Annotated in this window: 15 protein-coding genes; 4 read left to right on the top strand and 11 right to left on the bottom strand. The window is 64.9% G+C overall.

Annotation, left to right across the window (positions count from 1 at the left end):
- Window positions 1–67: 67 nt before the first annotated feature.
- The 8 genes from sucD to DWA33_RS18465 form a co-directional block, all read right to left on the bottom strand.
- Window positions 68–952: a succinate--CoA ligase subunit alpha gene (sucD, locus tag DWA33_RS18500; RefSeq protein WP_114359992.1), complete on the bottom strand. Its 885-nt coding sequence runs from the start codon at window positions 950–952 to the stop codon at window positions 68–70.
- Window positions 953–963: 11 nt separating this feature from the next.
- On the bottom strand, window positions 964–1383 hold the full coding sequence (locus DWA33_RS18495) for a PIN domain-containing protein (RefSeq protein WP_114359991.1): 420 nt from the start codon (window positions 1381–1383) through the stop codon (window positions 964–966).
- Complete coding sequence (locus DWA33_RS18490; RefSeq protein WP_147270253.1) at window positions 1373–1606, bottom strand: DUF6364 family protein; 234 nt, start codon at window positions 1604–1606, stop codon at window positions 1373–1375. Before DWA33_RS18490 ends, DWA33_RS18495 begins: the two co-directional genes overlap by 11 nt.
- Before the next feature lie 390 nt (window positions 1607–1996).
- Window positions 1997–3190, bottom strand: a complete 1194-nt coding sequence (gene sucC / locus DWA33_RS18485) for an ADP-forming succinate--CoA ligase subunit beta (protein WP_114359989.1) — start codon at window positions 3188–3190, stop codon at window positions 1997–1999.
- 95 nt (window positions 3191–3285) lie between these two features.
- The gene (gene mdh, locus DWA33_RS18480; RefSeq protein WP_114359988.1) at window positions 3286–4254 is read right to left on the bottom strand and encodes a malate dehydrogenase; all 969 of its coding nucleotides are present in this window, start codon (window positions 4252–4254) and stop codon (window positions 3286–3288) included.
- A gap of 145 nt (window positions 4255–4399) precedes the next feature.
- Window positions 4400–5584 (bottom strand): cell division protein ZapE, encoded by a 1185-nt coding sequence (gene zapE / locus DWA33_RS18475; RefSeq protein WP_114359987.1) that lies wholly within the window; start codon window positions 5582–5584, stop codon window positions 4400–4402.
- An 84-nt stretch (window positions 5585–5668) separates the two neighbouring features.
- Window positions 5669–6208 (bottom strand): RNA 2',3'-cyclic phosphodiesterase, encoded by a 540-nt coding sequence (gene thpR / locus DWA33_RS18470; protein WP_114359986.1) that lies wholly within the window; start codon window positions 6206–6208, stop codon window positions 5669–5671.
- A 206-nt stretch (window positions 6209–6414) separates the two neighbouring features.
- Window positions 6415–7113 carry an arylesterase gene (locus DWA33_RS18465; RefSeq protein ID WP_181902430.1) on the bottom strand — a complete coding sequence of 233 codons (699 nt, stop codon included), beginning with the start codon at window positions 7111–7113 and terminating at the stop codon, window positions 6415–6417.
- Here DWA33_RS18465 and DWA33_RS18460 point away from each other — a divergent pair.
- From DWA33_RS18460 to DWA33_RS18445, 4 genes are all read left to right on the top strand, one after another.
- Window positions 7112–7855: an ABC transporter ATP-binding protein gene (locus DWA33_RS18460; protein WP_114359984.1), complete on the top strand. Its 744-nt coding sequence runs from the start codon at window positions 7112–7114 to the stop codon at window positions 7853–7855. The genes DWA33_RS18465 and DWA33_RS18460 overlap by 2 nt on opposite strands.
- Before the next feature lie 3 nt (window positions 7856–7858).
- The gene (locus tag DWA33_RS18455) at window positions 7859–10429 is read left to right on the top strand and encodes an ABC transporter permease (RefSeq protein ID WP_114359983.1); all 2571 of its coding nucleotides are present in this window, start codon (window positions 7859–7861) and stop codon (window positions 10427–10429) included.
- Window positions 10430–10757: 328 nt separating this feature from the next.
- Complete coding sequence (locus tag DWA33_RS18450) at window positions 10758–11549, top strand: Bax inhibitor-1/YccA family protein (RefSeq protein ID WP_011155766.1); 792 nt, start codon at window positions 10758–10760, stop codon at window positions 11547–11549.
- 249 nt (window positions 11550–11798) lie between these two features.
- The gene (locus DWA33_RS18445) at window positions 11799–12350 is read left to right on the top strand and encodes a GNAT family N-acetyltransferase (protein WP_114359982.1); all 552 of its coding nucleotides are present in this window, start codon (window positions 11799–11801) and stop codon (window positions 12348–12350) included.
- A 156-nt stretch (window positions 12351–12506) separates the two neighbouring features.
- Here the strand turns inward: DWA33_RS18445 and DWA33_RS18440 are convergent, their stop codons facing one another.
- From DWA33_RS18440 to acnA, 3 genes are all read right to left on the bottom strand, one after another.
- On the bottom strand, window positions 12507–12875 hold the full coding sequence (locus DWA33_RS18440; protein WP_114359981.1) for a DUF2794 domain-containing protein: 369 nt from the start codon (window positions 12873–12875) through the stop codon (window positions 12507–12509).
- 406 nt (window positions 12876–13281) lie between these two features.
- Window positions 13282–14037, bottom strand: coding sequence for a DUF1223 domain-containing protein (locus DWA33_RS18435; RefSeq protein ID WP_114359980.1), 756 nt, complete (start codon window positions 14035–14037; stop codon window positions 13282–13284).
- A gap of 165 nt (window positions 14038–14202) precedes the next feature.
- Window positions 14203–16920 carry an aconitate hydratase AcnA gene (acnA, locus tag DWA33_RS18430; RefSeq protein WP_114359979.1) on the bottom strand — a complete coding sequence of 906 codons (2718 nt, stop codon included), beginning with the start codon at window positions 16918–16920 and terminating at the stop codon, window positions 14203–14205.
- Window positions 16921–16953: the final 33 nt, after the last annotated feature.

Below are 16953 nucleotides of genomic sequence, written 5' to 3'. Positions count from 1 at the left end.
CAGCAACGTAGTGCACCTTTTATCCTATTCTAGGGAAATGTAAGCTCGGAACGACACAAGGTTTGAATTAAGACTTCAATTTTTCGGCAAGCGTTTTGCCGAGCCGCGCCGGGGACGGCGACACGGTGATGCCGGCCGCTTCCATGGCGGCGGTCTTCGAGGCTGCATCGCCCTTGCCGCCCGAAATGATCGCGCCGGCGTGACCCATGCGGCGGCCGGGAGGGGCAGTGACGCCGGCGATGAATCCGACCATCGGCTTCTTGCGGCCGCGCTTGGCCTCGTCGATCAGGAACTGGGCGGCGTCTTCTTCGGCCGAGCCGCCGATCTCGCCGATCATGATGATCGACTCGGTCTTGTCGTCGGCCAGGAACATCTCCAGCACGTCGATGAATTCAGTGCCCTTGACCGGGTCGCCGCCGATACCCACCGCGGTGGTCTGGCCGAGGCCCTCGGCCGAGGTCTGGAACACCGCCTCATAGGTCAGGGTGCCGGAGCGCGACACGATGCCGACCGAGCCCGGCTTGAAGATGTTGGCCGGCATGATGCCGATCTTGCACTCGCCGGCGGTCATCACGCCCGGGCAGTTCGGCCCGATCAGCCGCGACTTCGAGCCGTTCAGCGACCGCTTCACCCGCACCATGTCGAGCACCGGGATGCCCTCGGTGATGCAGACGATCAGCGGGATTTCGGCTTCGATCGCTTCGCAGATCGCGTCCGCGGCGCCCGGCGGCGGCACATAGATCACCGACGCATCCGCCCCGGTCTTGTCGCGCGCCTCGCGCACGGTGTCGAACACCGGCAGGCCGAGATGGGTCGAGCCGCCTTTGCCCGGCGAGGTGCCGCCGACCATCTTGGTGCCGTAGGCCACCGCGGCCTCGGAATGGAAGGTGCCGTTCTTGCCGGTGAAGCCCTGGCAGATGACTTTGGTGTTGCTGTCGATCAGGATGGACATAGGAGCTCGACTTAGTTGGCGCGGAAGGGATTCACGACACGGACCGAACCGTAGGTCTGATCGTGGCTGAGGTCTTCGGAATAGAGGATGGACGCGTTGAGACGGTGAGCGGCGGCAAGCACGGCGCCGTCCCAGTAGGAGATCTTGTAGCGTTGCGCGATTTCCGCGCCGGATCTGACCAGCGCGGCATCCACAGGGACGCACGGCAGTTCATCGAGCACGTCGAGCCAAGCCAGGGCATCGTCGACCGATAACGGCGTCGGGCTCTTTCGGGTAACGGTGACGTAAAATTCCTGCATCACTTGGCCCGAGATGCCGACGTTACCGGCCTTGAGAAGTTGCGTCGCAGTAAGCGCCTTGGCGGTCTCAGAGGAGGCGGTCGAGGCTGCGTAGACCAGGACGTTGGCGTCGAGCATTGCTTCAGCGCTCATAGAGATCGTCCCGAGACCACGTCACCGGACCGACTTCCAAGGTCGATTTAGCGCGCAACTCGTCGATCCGCTTTGCTAGGCGCGCACGTTTATCCTCGGCGCCCGACAAGTTTTCCAGATAATTCCGAACCAATCCGTTCACAGTCGTCTTCCGTTCGGCGGCGATGATCCGGACCCGGTCCAGCACAGCCTCATCGATTGCCAAAGTGATGTTCTTGGTCACGTCCGCACCTCCCACAGCTACACTGGATATGTGAAACTGTGTGAACCGGTCAAGACACCATCGACAGGGCGTTCAATCCGCATGATTTTCTAACTCTCAACGAGATTCCGAACCCCACAACTAGCCATAGCGCTGCGGCGATGCCGCCGGTCGGGAAGAAAACGAACCAAACCAGGTACATCAGCGGTCCCATCCCGGGTTGCATCGCATGCAAGTACGTCAGCCCGCTTGGAACACCCTATAACAAAAGGCCGATCAGCAACACAGCAAGTGCGTTCGCGGCCGATCCCCCCATCACCCAGCGCGTTCGAGAACAGAATTCCACCGATAGTCATCGAAGCCAGGTGGAATACGATCGCGAGGATGAGGAAGCCATCTAGGCTCAGATGATCAGCCCTTCACGGCGTTGACGATCTTCTGCGCGGCGTCGTCGAGATTGTCGGCGGGCAGCACGTTGAGACCGGAGTGCTTGATGATCTTCTTGCCGGCTTCGACATTGGTGCCTTCGAGGCGGACCACCAGCGGCACGTCGAGACCGACTTCCTTGACCGCAGCGACCACACCCTCGGCGATCACGTCGCACTTCATGATGCCGCCGAAGATGTTGATCAGGATGCCCTTCACGTTGGGATCGGCGGTGATGATCTTGAACGCCGCCGTCACCTTCTCCTTGCTGGCGCCGCCGCCCACGTCGAGGAAGTTGGCCGGGCTCATGCCGTACAGCTTGATGATGTCCATCGTCGCCATCGCGAGGCCGGCGCCGTTGACCATGCAGCCGATCGTGCCGTCGAGCGTGACGTAATTGAGGTCGTATTTCGACGCTTCGATTTCCTTGGCGTCTTCCTCGGTCTCGTCGCGCAGCGCCTGGACGTCGATGTGGCGGTACAGCGCGTTGCCGTCGAACGAGATCTTGGCGTCGAGACACTTCAGATCCCCCTGCTTGGTCAGCACCAGCGGGTTGATCTCGAGCATGTCCATGTCTTTGGCGACGAACGCGGTATACAGCTTGGCCACCATCGCCTCGGCCTGCTTGGCCTGATCGCCCTTCAGGTTCAGCGCCTTGGCGACGGTGCGGCCGTGGTGGCCCATGATGCCGGTCGCCGGATCGACAGTGAACGACACGATCTTTTCGGGCGTCTCGTGGGCGACGTCTTCGATCGACATGCCGCCTTCGGTCGAAACTACGAAGGAAATCCGCGAGGTGGCGCGGTCGACCAGCAACGACAGGTAGAACTCCTTGTCGATGTCGGAGCCTTCCTCGATGTAGAGGCGATTGACCTGCTTGCCGTCGGGGCCGGTCTGCACCGTCACCAGCGTGGCGCCGAGCATCTGCTTGGCGAATTCCTTGACCTCGTCGATCGACTTGGCGAGACGGACGCCGCCCTTGTCGCCCGCAGAGGCCTCCTTGAACTTACCCTTGCCGCGGCCGCCGGCGTGGATCTGGCTCTTCACCACCCAGACCGGACCGCCGAGCTGCTTGGCGGCGGCTTCCGCCTCGGACGCCTTGAAGATCGGGAAGCCGTGCCCCACCGGCACGCCGAACTCGCGCAGCACCGCCTTGGCCTGGTATTCGTGAATATTCATGGAATTGCCCCTCGCCAGATCGCATCCAGCCGGTTGAACCGCGATGCTGCGCCGGCCCTTCGGGAGCCGGCGCAGCCAGTTTCGTTAGACGTTCCTCAGCGGCCGAGCAGATCGGGCGCAATCTTCTTGCAGGCGTCCACCAGGCCCTGCACGGCGGCGACCGACTTGTCGAACGCCTCCTTGTCCTTGCCGGCCAGTTCGATCTCGACGATGCGCTCGACGCCCTTGTCGCCGATCACCACCGGAACGCCGACATACATGTCCTTGACGCCGTATTCGCCGTTGAGATGAGCCGCGACCGGGACCACCCGCTTCTTGTCCTTCAGATAGCTCTCGGCCATCGCGATCGCCGACGACGCCGGGGCGTAGAACGCCGAGCCGGTCTTCAGCAGGTTGACGATCTCGGCGCCGCCGTTGCGGGTGCGGTCGACGATCTCGTCGAGCCGCGCCTGAGAGGTCCAACCCATCTTGACCAGGTCGGGCAGCGGGATGCCGGCGACCGTCGAGTACTTGACCAGCGGCACCATGGTGTCGCCGTGGCCGCCGAGCACGAAGGCGGTGACGTCTTCCACCGACACGTTGAATTCGTCGGCCAGGAAGTAGCGGAAGCGGGCCGAGTCGAGCACGCCGGCCATGCCGACGACTTTCTTGGCCGGCAGGCCCGAGGCCTTCTGCAGCGCCCAGACCATCGCGTCGAGCGGGTTGGTGATGCAGATCACGAACGCGTCGGGCGCGTACTTCTTGATGCCGGCACCGACCTGCTCCATCACCTTGAGGTTGATGCTGAGCAGATCGTCACGGCTCATGCCCGGCTTGCGCGGCACGCCGGCGGTGACGATCACCACGCGGGCGCCTTCGATCGCCTCGTAGGAATTGGCGCCGGTCAGCTTGGAGTCGAAACCGTCGACCGGCGAGGACTCCGCGATGTCCAGCGCCTTGCCCTGCGGCACGCCCTCGGCGATGTCGAACAGCACCACGTCGCCGAGCTCTTTCAGCCCGATCATGTGTGCCAGCGTACCGCCGATCTGGCCGGAGCCAATCAAAGCAATCTTATCGCGCGCCATGGGAAAGCAGTCCTTTGAGCCCGTGGGTGGGGAGGGGTGGGAAATCCGCTTGGGTGGTTATCGCTTTCGTCCCATGCGTTCAAGTCGGCGAACGCCCATTTGTTGAGCCGGCACCCCTGCAAACCGCGGGCTGCCGGGAACAGGCCTAGGTTTCGACCAGTCCAGTGGTGTCGCCGGTGGCGGTGGAGTCGCGCCGGCCGTGCGGCAGCGCCAGATACGATTCCGATCCCATTTCTGTGAGACGGGAGACGGTGCGATTGAATTCCAGTGCCTCGAAGCCTTCGGTGGCGCGGTAGAGTTGCGCCGGCTCGGCTGCGGCGGAGGCCATCAGCTTCACCGAGTTGTCGTACAGCGTGTCGATCAGCGCGATGAACCGCTTGGCGGCGTTGCGATCGGCATAGTCCATCACCGGCACATGATCGATCATCAGCGTGTGATATTCATGTGCGAGCCGCAGATAATCGCTGGCGCCCAGCGGTTTCTGGCAGAGATCGGCGAACGAGAACCGCGCGACGTGATGGTCGGACTGCGGCACGTGCAGAATGCGGCCCTTGATCGAGATGTCACGAGCCTCGCCTTTGGCGGTACCGGTGATCCGATGCCAGGCCCGATCAATCGTGGCGGTCGCCTCGGCATCGTCCGGCGTCAACCAGACCTTCATGCCGGCGAATTTCTCCAGGCGGTAATCGGTTCGCGCGTCGAGACGTATCACCCGCATATGCCGCTTGACCTGACCGATGAAGGGCATGAACAGCGAGCGGTTGAGGCCGCCCTTGTAGAGGTCGTCGGGCGCGACGTTGGAGGTCGCCACCACCACGGTGCCGAGCTCGAACAGCTTTGTGAACAGCCGTCCGAGGATCATCGCGTCGGCGATGTCGGTGACGTGAAACTCGTCGAAGCAGAGCAGCCAGGCTTCGTCGAGGATCGACGCCGCCGTCAGCTCCATCACGTCGGCATCCGGAATTTCGCCGCGCTTGATCGCCTGGCGGAAGCCGTTGATGCGATCGTGAGTCTCGGCCATGAACTCATGGAAATGCGACCTCCGCTTCAACGCGATCGGACTCGCATCGAAGAACAGGTCCATCAGCATGGTCTTGCCGCGACCGACCTCGCCATGGATGTACAGCCCTTGCGGGGGCTGCTGGCCGGCATCGCCGCCGCCGAACAGACGGCCGAAAAAGCCCTGCTTTTTCGGCGGCTTATAGCCGTCGAGCGTCTCATTGAGGAGCGTGAAAGCCTGCACCGCACGGGCCTGCGCCGGATCGGCTTCGATGCTGCCGGAGGCGATCAGGGATTGATAGTGCTGGCGGAGTGAGAGCGGCGGGGACATGCGGTCTTGTACCGCCTGATCGGGCGGCAAAATGCAAGCCGGGAATCGGGCGGAGAGCTATGCGCGATCACGAGGGAGCGGCGATCAGGCGTTCAATTCGTACGGCGCCTCGACGATATACGGGCCACCGCCGGTCGAGGCGCGGGCCGAATACAGCACGAACCGCTCCGCTTTGAACACTTTGGACGGGAAATAGCCACGAATCGACAGATAGTCGGCGACATCGCGGCTCGAGACGTCGCCGCGCAGCCGCGCCAGGGTGACGTGCGGGGTGAATTTCCGGCCTTCGGGATCGAGCCCGACCCGCTGCATCAGCCGCTCCAGTTCGGCCTGCAGTTCGATCAGCGGCTTCGACGGCACCACCGAAGCGACCACGGCGCGCGGTTTCTTGCCGCCGAAACTCGACAGCCCCTGCAACGTCACCTCGAACGGCTTGCGATTGACCCGGAACAGGGTCGAGGCGATCTCGTTGGCGGTCGCGCCGTCGATATCGCCGATGAACCGCAGGGTGAGGTGATAGTCGTCAGGGTCGACCCAGCGCGCCCCCGGCAATCCGCCACGTAAACTCGAAAGCGTCTGGCTGATCTCGGCCGGAATCTCCAGTCCCGTGAACAAACGCGGCATCGCTACATCCTCGAACTTGAGGCCCGATTGCGGCAGCCCATCCCGATCTTGGGACCGATCCCCACCGGGACCTGGCAGTCCACGAATCGTCCGGCGAATCAACGACACGAGTCGTAGCGCGTTTGTGTAACAGCGCCACAGCGGAGCGCCGGTCTCCGCAGAAAACATGAGGGCAATCCGCCTGTTAAGCCCGAATTGCCGTTTTCTCAGCGCGCTTGCCCGAGGAGCGGGCGAAGCAGCGCCTCGACCGCAGGCAGAATGCGCGCGACGATGACGTCGACCCCCGCGGCCGTCGGATGAATGCCGTCGGGCTGGTTGAGGTTCGCCACCGCCGCCACGCCGTCGAGAAAGAACGGATACAGCGGCACATCGTATTGCTTGGCGAGATCCGGATAGATCGCGTTGAACTGCGCCGCGTAGTCCTTGCCGTAGTTCGGCGGCGCCAACATGCCGGCGAGCAGCACCGGAATGTTTCGCTGCTTCAGCCGCTTCAGGATCTCGTCCAGTGCCTTGCGCGGGACCTTCGGATCGGTCCCGCGCAGCGCGTCGTTGGCGCCGAGCTCGACGATCACCGCATCGGCATCCGGCGGGACCGACCAGTCGAGCCGCTCCAGACCACCGCTGGCGGTATCGCCGGATACGCCGGCGTTCACCATCTCGGTGTCTATACCTCTGTCTTTCAAAGCCTTTTGCAGCTTGGTCGGAAACGCGTCTCCGGCCGGAAGACCATAGCCGGCCGTCAGGGAATCGCCGAGCACCACAACCTTCAGCGGCTTGGTCGTCGCCTGCGCCTGGGCGTCCTGGCCCGGCAGCAACGCCGCCATCAGTCCCAGTGCCAGCACCAGCGCGATCCTGTGTCTCCACCTCTCGACCGCCACGAATAAATCGCCATATGAGGCAGCCATGGACAGTCTCATCGAATCCTCATTGTCGGCCGGCGGCGCGCCGGACACCATCGCGATCTCCAACGTCAACCTGTCGCTGGGCAGCGGCGCCGCGCGGGTGCACATCCTCAAGGACATCAGCCTGCGCGTCGCTGCCGGCGAGGCGGTCGGACTGATCGGCCCGTCCGGCTCCGGCAAATCCACCCTGCTGATGGTGATGGCCGGGCTGGAGCGGCCCGACAGCGGTGAGGTGGTGGTGGACGGCACCGCTTTCAATGGTTTGGACGAGGACGCGCTGGCCCGCTTCCGCGGCCGACAGATCGGAATCGTCTTTCAGTCCTTCCATCTGATCCCGACCATGACGGCGCTCGAGAACGTCGCGGTGCCGCTGGAGCTGGCCGGCCAGGCCGACGCCGCGGACCGGGCCGCCCGCGAACTGGCCTCGGTCGGGCTTGGAGAGCGGCTGCACCATTATCCGTCGCAGCTCTCCGGCGGCGAGCAGCAGCGCGTCGCGCTGGCCCGTGCGCTCGCCCCCGATCCGGCGATCCTGGTCGCCGACGAGCCGACCGGCAATCTCGACGAGGCCACCGGCAGGCAGATCGTCGACCTGCTGTTCGCCAAGCACGCCGAGCGCGGCATGACGCTAGTTCTGGTCACCCACGATAGCGCGCTGGCGCAGCGCTGTGATCGGGTGGTGCGGCTGCGCTCCGGGCGGATCGACACGACACAGCCCGGTTCTGCCGCACGCGCACGGTCGGCCTGATCGATGACCGTCCTCGTCGAAACCCCGCCCCGCGCCCGCTCATGGTTGCTGCCGCTGCGGTTTGCGCTGCGCGAGATGCGCGGCGGCCTGAGCGGCTTCTACGTGTTCATCGCCTGCATCGCGCTCGGCGTGATGGCGATCGCCGGCGTCGGCTCGGTGGCTGCCAGCCTCGGCGACGGGCTCGCCCGCGAGGGCCGCACCCTGCTCGGCGGCGATGCGGCGTTCTCGCTGATCCAGCGCGAGGCAACGCCGAACGAAGTGGCGTTTCTGCGCAGTCGCGGCGAGGTTTCGGTGGCGGCCACGATGCGCGGGATGGCGCGCACCGACGACGGCCGCTCGGCCCTGGTCGAGCTGAAGGCGGTTGACAGCGCCTATCCGCTGCTCGGCGAACTGAAACTCGATCCACCGATGCCGGTGAGCGATCTGCTGGTCCGGCGCGACGATGCCTATGGAGCCGCCGCCGACGCCGCGCTGCTGGCACGGCTCGACCTCAAGCTCGGCGACAGGATTCATGTCGGCAGCGCCGTGTTCCAGATCCGCAGCGTAGTCGCCGCCGAGCCGGACAAGCTGTCCGGAAATGTCGGCTTCGGGCCGCGCTTTCTGATCAGCGACGAGGGGCTGCGCGCCACGCAGTTGCTGCAGCCCGGCAGCCTGGTGCGCTGGATCTATCGCGTCCGGCTGCCGGACAATGGCGCCGACGATCGTGCTGCCCTGCGCCTGGTCGACGAAACCCGCGCCGCCCTGCCGCAGGCCGGCTGGGAGATCCGCACGCGCAGCAACGCCTCGCCGCAGCTCGAACGCACCATCACCCGCTTTACGCAATTCCTGACCCTGGTGGGCCTCGCCGCGCTGGTGGTCGGAGGGGTCGGCGTCGCCAATGCGGTGAAGAGTCATATCGACCGCCGCCGCGACGTGATCGCGACCTTCAAGGCGGTCGGCGGCACCGGCGGCGACGTGTTCGCGATCTATCTGACGCAGGTGGTCGTGCTGGCGGTGATCGGCGCTGCGATCGGATTGGCGCTCGGCGCCGCGATTCCGTTCGTGATCGTCGGCCTGTTCGGCCAATTGCTGCCGCTTCCCGTGGTCGCCGCCATCCATCCAGGGGAGCTGGCGCTGTCGTTGCTGTACGGCCTGCTGACCGCGCTGGCGTTCGGACTGTGGCCGCTGGCGCAGGTTCGCGACGTCCCGGTGGCGACGCTGTTTCGGGAGGCGGCGACCGCGGACGGCCACCGGCCGCGGCTGAAGCACATCGCCTGGATCGGCATCGTCGTCGTGGCGCTGCTGGCGCTGGTGATCGGCCTCTCCTACGACAAGCGGATCGCGCTGGCGGTGGTCGGCGCCGTGCTCGCGGTGTTCGTGCTGCTGCGCGGCGTCGCCGCCGCCCTGATGGCGATCGCGCGGCGGCTGCCGCGGTCGCGGATCACCATGCTGAGGCTGGCAGTCGCCAACATTCACCGGCCGGGGGCGCTGACGCCTTCCGTGGTGCTGTCGCTCGGTCTCGGCCTCGCGGTGCTGGTGACGGTGTCGCAGGTCGACGGCAATCTGCAGCGCCAGTTCACCGCGGCATTGCCGGAGAAGGCGCCGACATTCTTCTTCATCGACATCCCGTCGAGCGAGACTGAGCAGTTCAGCGCGTTTCTGCGCCAGATTGCTCCCAATGCAACGCTGGAAGACGTGCCGATGCTGCGCGGGCGGATCGTCGCGGCACGCGGCGTCCGCGCCGAAGATCTCAAGCCGGCCTCCGACGCCGAATGGGTACTGCAGAGCGACCGCGGCCTGACCTACGCCACCGACATCCCGGCCGGTTCCAAGGTGGTGGAAGGTCGGTGGTGGCCGAAGGACTACAGCGGCGCGCCGCTGGTGTCGTTCGACAAGAAGCTGGCGCAGGGGCTCGGGCTGACGATCGGCGACAAGGTCACCGTCAACGTGCTCGGCCGTGAGATCACCGCGACGATCTCCAACCTGCGCAGCATCGACTGGCAGAGCCTCGGCATCAATTTCGTCCTGGTGTTTTCACCCAACACCTTCCGCGGCGCGCCCCACACCCACATTGCCACCCTGACCGAGAGCGACAGCACGCCGCACAGCGACGCGGCGGTGATCAAGCAGGTGGCGGACAGATTCCCGATGGTCACCTCGGTCCGGGTTCGCGAGGCGCTGGAGACGGTGGGCGGCGTGGTGTCGAACTTGGTGCTGGCGGTGCGCGGCGCCAGCGCGGTGACGCTGATCTCGGCGATCCTGGTGCTCGGCGGCGCCCTGGCGGCCGGGCATCGCCACCGTGTCTACGACGCCGTCATCCTGAAGACGCTGGGCGCGACCCGGGCGCGGCTGATCGGCGCTTTCGCGCTGGAATATGCGCTGATCGGCCTCGCCACCGCGGCTTTCGCGGTGGTGGCCGGCTCGGCCCCCGCGTGGCTGATTGTCACACGGCTGATGACGCTCAGTTTCGCCTGGCAGGCCGGCTCTGCGGCCGGCGTGGTGGCAGCCGCCCTCTTGGTAACCGTCGGCCTGGGGTTGGTGGGGACGCTGCTCGCGCTCAACCAGAAGCCAGCTTCCGTTTTGCGAAATTTATAGTTATGCAACCCCGCGGCATCGGGCTGCGCGGCGGACTGGCGCTCCTCTCCGGTGAGCCTGAAACAGGCTCAAAACGGCGACTTTCGACCAAGGTCGGACGCGGGTTTCTTTACCCTGCGGAGCGGAGCGACATTCAGCCGCGCATAAAAGCTTGCCCGGTCCGTGTTAGTTTCCCACATATCAGCATGGGTCGGACGGTTCGATGAACAGGCGTTAATTTTGGGCTCAACCTCGAATTTGACGCGTCTCGCTCATCATCGTCCGGGATAAATTAGTACTGGCGATCGCCACCCTTCGCGACCGGCCAGACAAACTCGGGATCTCGACCATGTCGGACTTGGACCGCAACTATACGTCTCCATTTGGCCGGGCCGCCGGACGCGTCGAAACCGCGACCGTCGACGCCGGGCTGCGCGCCTACATGCTGCGCATCTACAACTACATGACGATCGGCCTCGCCATCACCGGCCTGGCCGCGCTCGGCGTGTATATGGGCGCCGTGACCACGGACGCCGGCGCCGCCGCCGCACGGGTCGGCAACACCATGCTGACCTCGTTCGGCGTCGCGATGTTCGTCAGCCCTCTGAAGTGGGTCTTCATCCTCGCCCCGCTGGCGATGGTATTTGTCATTTCTTTCGGCATCAATCGCCTCAAGCCGGCGACCGCACAGCTGCTGTTCTGGGCGTTCTCGGCGCTGATGGGCATCTCGCTGTCGTCGATCTTCCTGGTCTACACCCACACCTCGATCGTCCGGGTGTTCTTCATCACCGCGGCGGCGTTCGGTGCGCTGAGCCTCTACGGCTACACCACCAAGCGTGACATGACCGGGATGGGCTCGTTCCTGATCATGGGCCTGTTCGGCGTGGTGATCGCCAGCCTGGTGAACCTGTTCGTCGCCTCGTCGATGCTGCAGTTCATCGTCTCGGTGGTGGGCGTGCTGGTGTTCGCCGGCCTGACCGCCTGGGACACCCAGCGGCTGAAGAACGACTACATCTACGGCTACGGCTCGATGGGCGGCGACGTCGCCGAGCGGGCCGCCATCACCGGCGCGCTGTCGCTGTACCTGAACTTCATCAACCTGTTCACGCTGCTGCTGCAGCTGCTCGGACAGAAGGAATAACGGTCTCCGCGCAGACCTGACGGATCGAAGCCCCGGCCCCAGCGGCCGGGGCTTTTGTTTTGGACGGGCGAACCGGCCGGAGGAGCCGGGCGCCGCACAGGCGAAAGTGCCCTCGCCGGGCTTGATCCGGCGCTCGATCCTGCGACGCGAGCGTCCAAGCAGAATCACGATGACGATGGATACGCGGCGCGAGCCCGCGTATGACGGCGGCGATTGGAATGCCACCCGCCGTTCGTCTCAGGCCCGCCCATGTCAGACCTCCTCGTCCGCCCGGCAACGCCCGCCGACCTGACCGCCATCACCGCGATCTACGAGCACGCCGTTCGGTTCGGCACCGCGACCTTCGAGTTGACGCCGCCCGACCTCGCCGAGATGACGCGGCGGTTCGAGGCTCTGACCGGGACCGGCTTTCCCTATCTGGTGGCGGAAGCGGACGGCGCGATCGCCGGCTACGCCTATGCGGGGCCGTACCGGCCGCGGCCGGCGTATCGCTTCACCGTCGAGAACTCGATCTATCTCGACCCGGCGGCGCACCGCCGCGGCATCGGCAGCACGCTGCTGAACGAGCTGATCGCGACATGCACGGAACGCGGCTTCCGCCAGATGATCGCAGTGATCGGCGATTCGGCCAACGCCGCCTCGATCGCCCTGCACCGCAAGGCGGGGTTCGTGCCGATCGGCACCCATACCGACGTCGGCTTCAAATTCGGCCGCTGGCTGGACTCGGTGCTGATGCAGCGGATGCTGGGCGACGGCGGCAGGACGGTGCCGGAAGCAGAGGCAAGGCCGACTAACATGTGATGCCGTCACCCTCCGCGAAGGCGGAGGGCCCAGTATCCCAGAGCATTGATGCTGGTCACTGGCGCTCTGGGATAATGGGTCGCCCGGACAAGCCGGGCGATGACGCCGGGGACCACCAAGACGCTTCGTCCCGACCCAGCTCCGCCGCCGCTCAGCTCACACCAGCGCCAGCTTGCGATCGATCACCAGCAGCACGCGGTCGAGTTCGTGGCCGCGGCGCAGGATCTGGCCGGAGGCTCCGATCACGCAATACGCGCCCTGCTTGCGGGCCAGCCGCGGATCCTTGACGATGCGGTAGATCGGCACTTCCGAGGCGCGGCGAAAGATCGAGAACACCGCGGTATCTTTCAGGAAATCGATGGCGTAGTCGCGCCATTCGCCGGCCGCGACCATCCGGCCGTAGAGATTGAGGATGCGATTGAGCTCCAGGCGGTTGAAGGTGACCAGTCCCTGCAGCGGTGCGGTGCCTGTCCGCTCCGCTGCACGGCTCTCGCTGGGATCAGCCTCCCCGGAAATCATATCCATCGGCGCCTCCTGTCACTGCACTGACATGATTGCGCCACCGGCGCACGGCCGCAAGGGGATCAAAAGCAGCAGGCCCATAAACATCCCTCGGCGGCTGCGATCTCACGGCTTCGTTAGCCGAATTCTTATTGCCGCCCGATTTTCGCCCACCGCGCGCCAAGCCCGGTTGCGACAACACCATCACTGCGTTGGCCCGGTCCCTTCGGCTTCGGATTCCTCAGCCCCCAGCCCCCCGAGGCAGTCGGGACCGGGCCTGTACGCAGAACCTCAATCCCCCTCCTGGGCCGACGCAAGTTGGTCCTTTTTTGTTTTTCGGGGATGGGTCGGCGCCGGGCCATGCAGCTTGCGGCCGTGACCAAGTGCTGCAGCCTGAGCGGCCTCGTCAGAGATCTCAGCCTGACGGGATTCAGTTCAACGAGGTGAAGGCGGCCCCGAGCATTGCGCCCGGCTTGTCGCGGCTGCCGTTCTGGACATATACCGCCGCCGCATCGACGCCGTCAGCGACGACGTTCTCCAGCGGGACCGACCAGTGCTCCGCCGCGCCGGTCCAGTCGCCGACTTTCAGAAGATTGCGTACCACATTGTGGTAGACGACCTGACGACCACGGTTCTCGCCACGCCCGATCTCGATCGGGACCGCTTTCGACACCGCACAGATCCAGACCTCGCCCTGCTTGGCCGGATCGCCGGGCGGCGCCGCCGCGACCGAGACCTTGATCTCCTTGCCTTCGACCGCGAGCGAAACCGGCACCGCCATCACTCCGGAAGTCTTGTCGACGGTCTTGATGGCGCTGTCGATGCCGGCCCGATTGCTGCCGACCAGATGCGTCGAGCCGTTGACGACGACCTGAGGGGTGAAAACGTCGCGATCACCGCGCACCTGCGAGTATGCTCGCTGCCGGGCGCTGAACCGGGCATCGGCCAGGGTATCTTTCCAGCCGAGATAGTCCCAATAGTCGATCGGCAGGCTGAGCGCGATCACCGCGGGATCGCGGGCGAGTTCGCCGATGATCTTGTCGGCGGGCGGACAGGACGAGCAACCCTGCGAAGTGAAAAGCTCGACCACGGCGCGGGGCTCGGCGACTGCGAAGTCTACCGTCGCGACCGCCACGCACAGGCCGAGTGCGCCGGACCATCGCGAAAATCCACCAACACCGCTCATCGTCGTTTGCCAAACCGCCTTTGCCGAGTGCTTCGGGACGGCGGTACGCCGCCTTCCATCAACAAGCCTTAAAACGAAAAGGCGGCCCTTTGCATAGGCCGCCTTCCGTTCACCCGCCACTCACTTCGCAGTGAGGCATTCTGCTACTGTCGATCAGATCGCGGCTCAGGCCGCGAGCTTGCGCAGCACGTAGTGCAGAATACCGCCGTTGCGATAGTAATCGAGCTCATCGAGGGTATCGATGCGGCACAGCAGCGGCACGCGCTTGCGCTTGCCTTCGGCCGACGTGATTTCGGCTTCCAGCATCTGCCGCGGCTTGAGATCGCCTTCGAGACCACGGATCGTGACCTTCTCGTCGCCCTTGAGGCCGAGCGACGCCCACGAGGTGCCGTCTTCGAAGGTCAGCGGCAGCACGCCCATACCGACCAGATTGGAGCGATGGATGCGCTCGAAGCTCTGGCAGATCACCGCGCGGACGCCGAGCAGCCGGGTGCCCTTCGCGGCCCAGTCGCGCGACGAACCGTTGCCGTATTCGGCACCGGCGAACACCACCAGCGGCACCTTCTCTTCCTGGTACTTCATGGCGGCGTCGTAGATCGACATCTGTTCGCCGTCCGGCCAGTGCTTGGTCAGGCCGCCTTCCGGAATGTTGCCGTCGGCGCCCTTCAGCATGTGGTTCTTGATGCGGATGTTGGCGAAGGTGCCGCGCATCATCACTTCATGGTTGCCGCGGCGGGTGCCGTACTGGTTGAAGTCGGCCGGACGCACTTGATGCTCGGTCAGATACTTGCCGGCCGGCGAGGTCAGCTTGATCGAACCGGCCGGCGAGATGTGGTCGGTGGTGATCTTGTCGCCGAACAGCGCCAGGACGCGGGCGTCGACCACGTCGGTGATCGGCTCCGGCTGCTTGGTCATGCCCTCGAAATACGGCGGGTTCTGCACGTAGGTCGAGCCCATGTTCCACTTGTAGGTCTCGCTCTCCACCGTCTTGATCTTGCGCCAGTTGGTGTCGCCCTTGAACACGTCGGCGTAGCGCGCCTTGAAGATCTTCGAGGTCACGTACTTCTTGACGAAGGCGTTGATCTCCTTGGTGGTCGGCCAGATGTCCTTCAGGTACACCGGCTTGCCGTCCTTGCCGGTGCCGATCGGCTCGACCGCAAGGTTCTTGGTGACTGAGCCGGCCAGCGCGTAGGCCACCACCAGCGGCGGCGAGGCCAGATAGTTGGCCTGCACGTCCGGCGAGACGCGGCCTTCGAAGTTGCGGTTGCCCGACAGCACCGCGGCGGCGACGATGCCGTTGTCGTTGATCGACTTCGAGATCTCCTCCGGCAGCGGACCGGAATTGCCGATACAGGTGGTGCAGCCGAAGCCGACCAGGTTGAAGCCGACCTTGTCGAGATCGGGCTGCAGCCCGGAATTGGCGAGATATTCGGCGACCACTTGCGAGCCAGGCGCCAGCGAGGTCTTGACCCACGGCTTGGCCTTGAGGCCCTTGGCGGCGGCGTTACGGGCCAACAGACCGGCGCCGATCAGCACGCTCGGGTTGGAGGTGTTGGTGCAGGAGGTGATCGCGGCGATCACCACGTCACCGTGGCCGAGATCGAAGTTACGGCCTTCCACCTTGTAGCGGGCGCCGTCCAGCGCCTTCTTGTACTCGTTGGCCATCGCGGTCGCGAAACCTTCCGACACCGACGACAGCGCGATCCGGCCTTCGGGACGCTTCGGGCCGGCCATCGACGGCTCGACGGTCGCGAGGTCCAGGGTCAGCGTCACGGTGAACACCGGGTCCGGCGACTTGGCGGTCCGGTACAGGCCCTGGGCCTTGCTGTACTTCTCGACCAGCGCGACGCGGGCCGAGGCACGGCCCGAGGTCTTCAGGTAATCGATGGTTTCGCCGTCGACCGGGAAGAAGCCGCAGGTCGCGCCGTATTCCGGCGCCATGTTGGCGATCGTCGCCTTGTCGGCGACCGAGAGGTTGTCGAGGCCGGGACCGAAGAATTCGACGAACTTGCCGACCACGCCCTGCTTGCGCAGCATCTGGGTGACGGTGAGCACCAGGTCGGTGGCGGTGACGCCTTCCTTGAGCGCACCCTTGAGCTTGAAGCCGACCACTTCGGGCAGCAGCATCGACAGCGGCTGGCCGAGCATCGCAGCTTCCGCTTCGATGCCGCCGACGCCCCAGCCGAGCACGGCGAGACCGTTGACCATGGTGGTGTGCGAATCGGTACCGACCAGCGTATCCGGATAGGCGACCTCGAAGGTGCCGGTCTTACGGCCGACCGTCATCTTCTCCTTCTTGGTCCAGACCGTCTGCGCCAAGTACTCGAGATTGACCTGGTGGCAGATTCCGGTGCCGGGCGGCACCACCGAGAAGTTCGAGAACGCCTTCTGGCCCCATTTCAGGAACTCGTAGCGCTCCTGGTTCTGCTTGTACTCCTCGGCGACGTTCTTCTTGAACGCCTGGTTGTTACCGAAGAAGTTGACGATCACCGAATGGTCGATGACGAGATCGACCGGCACCAGCGGGTTGATCTTCTCGGCATCGCCACCGAGCGCCTGCATCGCGTTGCGCATTGCCGCCAGATCGACCACCGCCGGAACGCCGGTGAAGTCCTGCATCAGCACGCGCGCCGGGCGGAACGCGATTTCGTGCTCCAGCGCCTTCTTCCGCATCCATTTGGCGACCGCCATGATGTCGGCCTTCTTGACGGTGCGGTCGTCCTCGTTGCGCAGCAGGTTTTCCAGCAGCACCTTCATCGAGTAGGGCAGGCGGGAGATGCCTTTCAGGCCGTTCTTCTCGGCGGTGGGCAGGCTGTAATAGACGTAAGACTTGCTGCCGACCTTGAGGATCTTCCGGCATTTGAAGCTGTCGAGCGAGGTCATGTAAGGCGGGTCCCAGATTATCGTTTTCGATTG

It is taken from the genome of Rhodopseudomonas pentothenatexigens, from assembly GCF_900218015.1.
Taxonomy (GTDB): Bacteria; Pseudomonadota; Alphaproteobacteria; order Rhizobiales; family Xanthobacteraceae; genus Rhodopseudomonas; species Rhodopseudomonas pentothenatexigens.
This window is presented reverse-complemented; position numbering and strand designations above follow the sequence as displayed.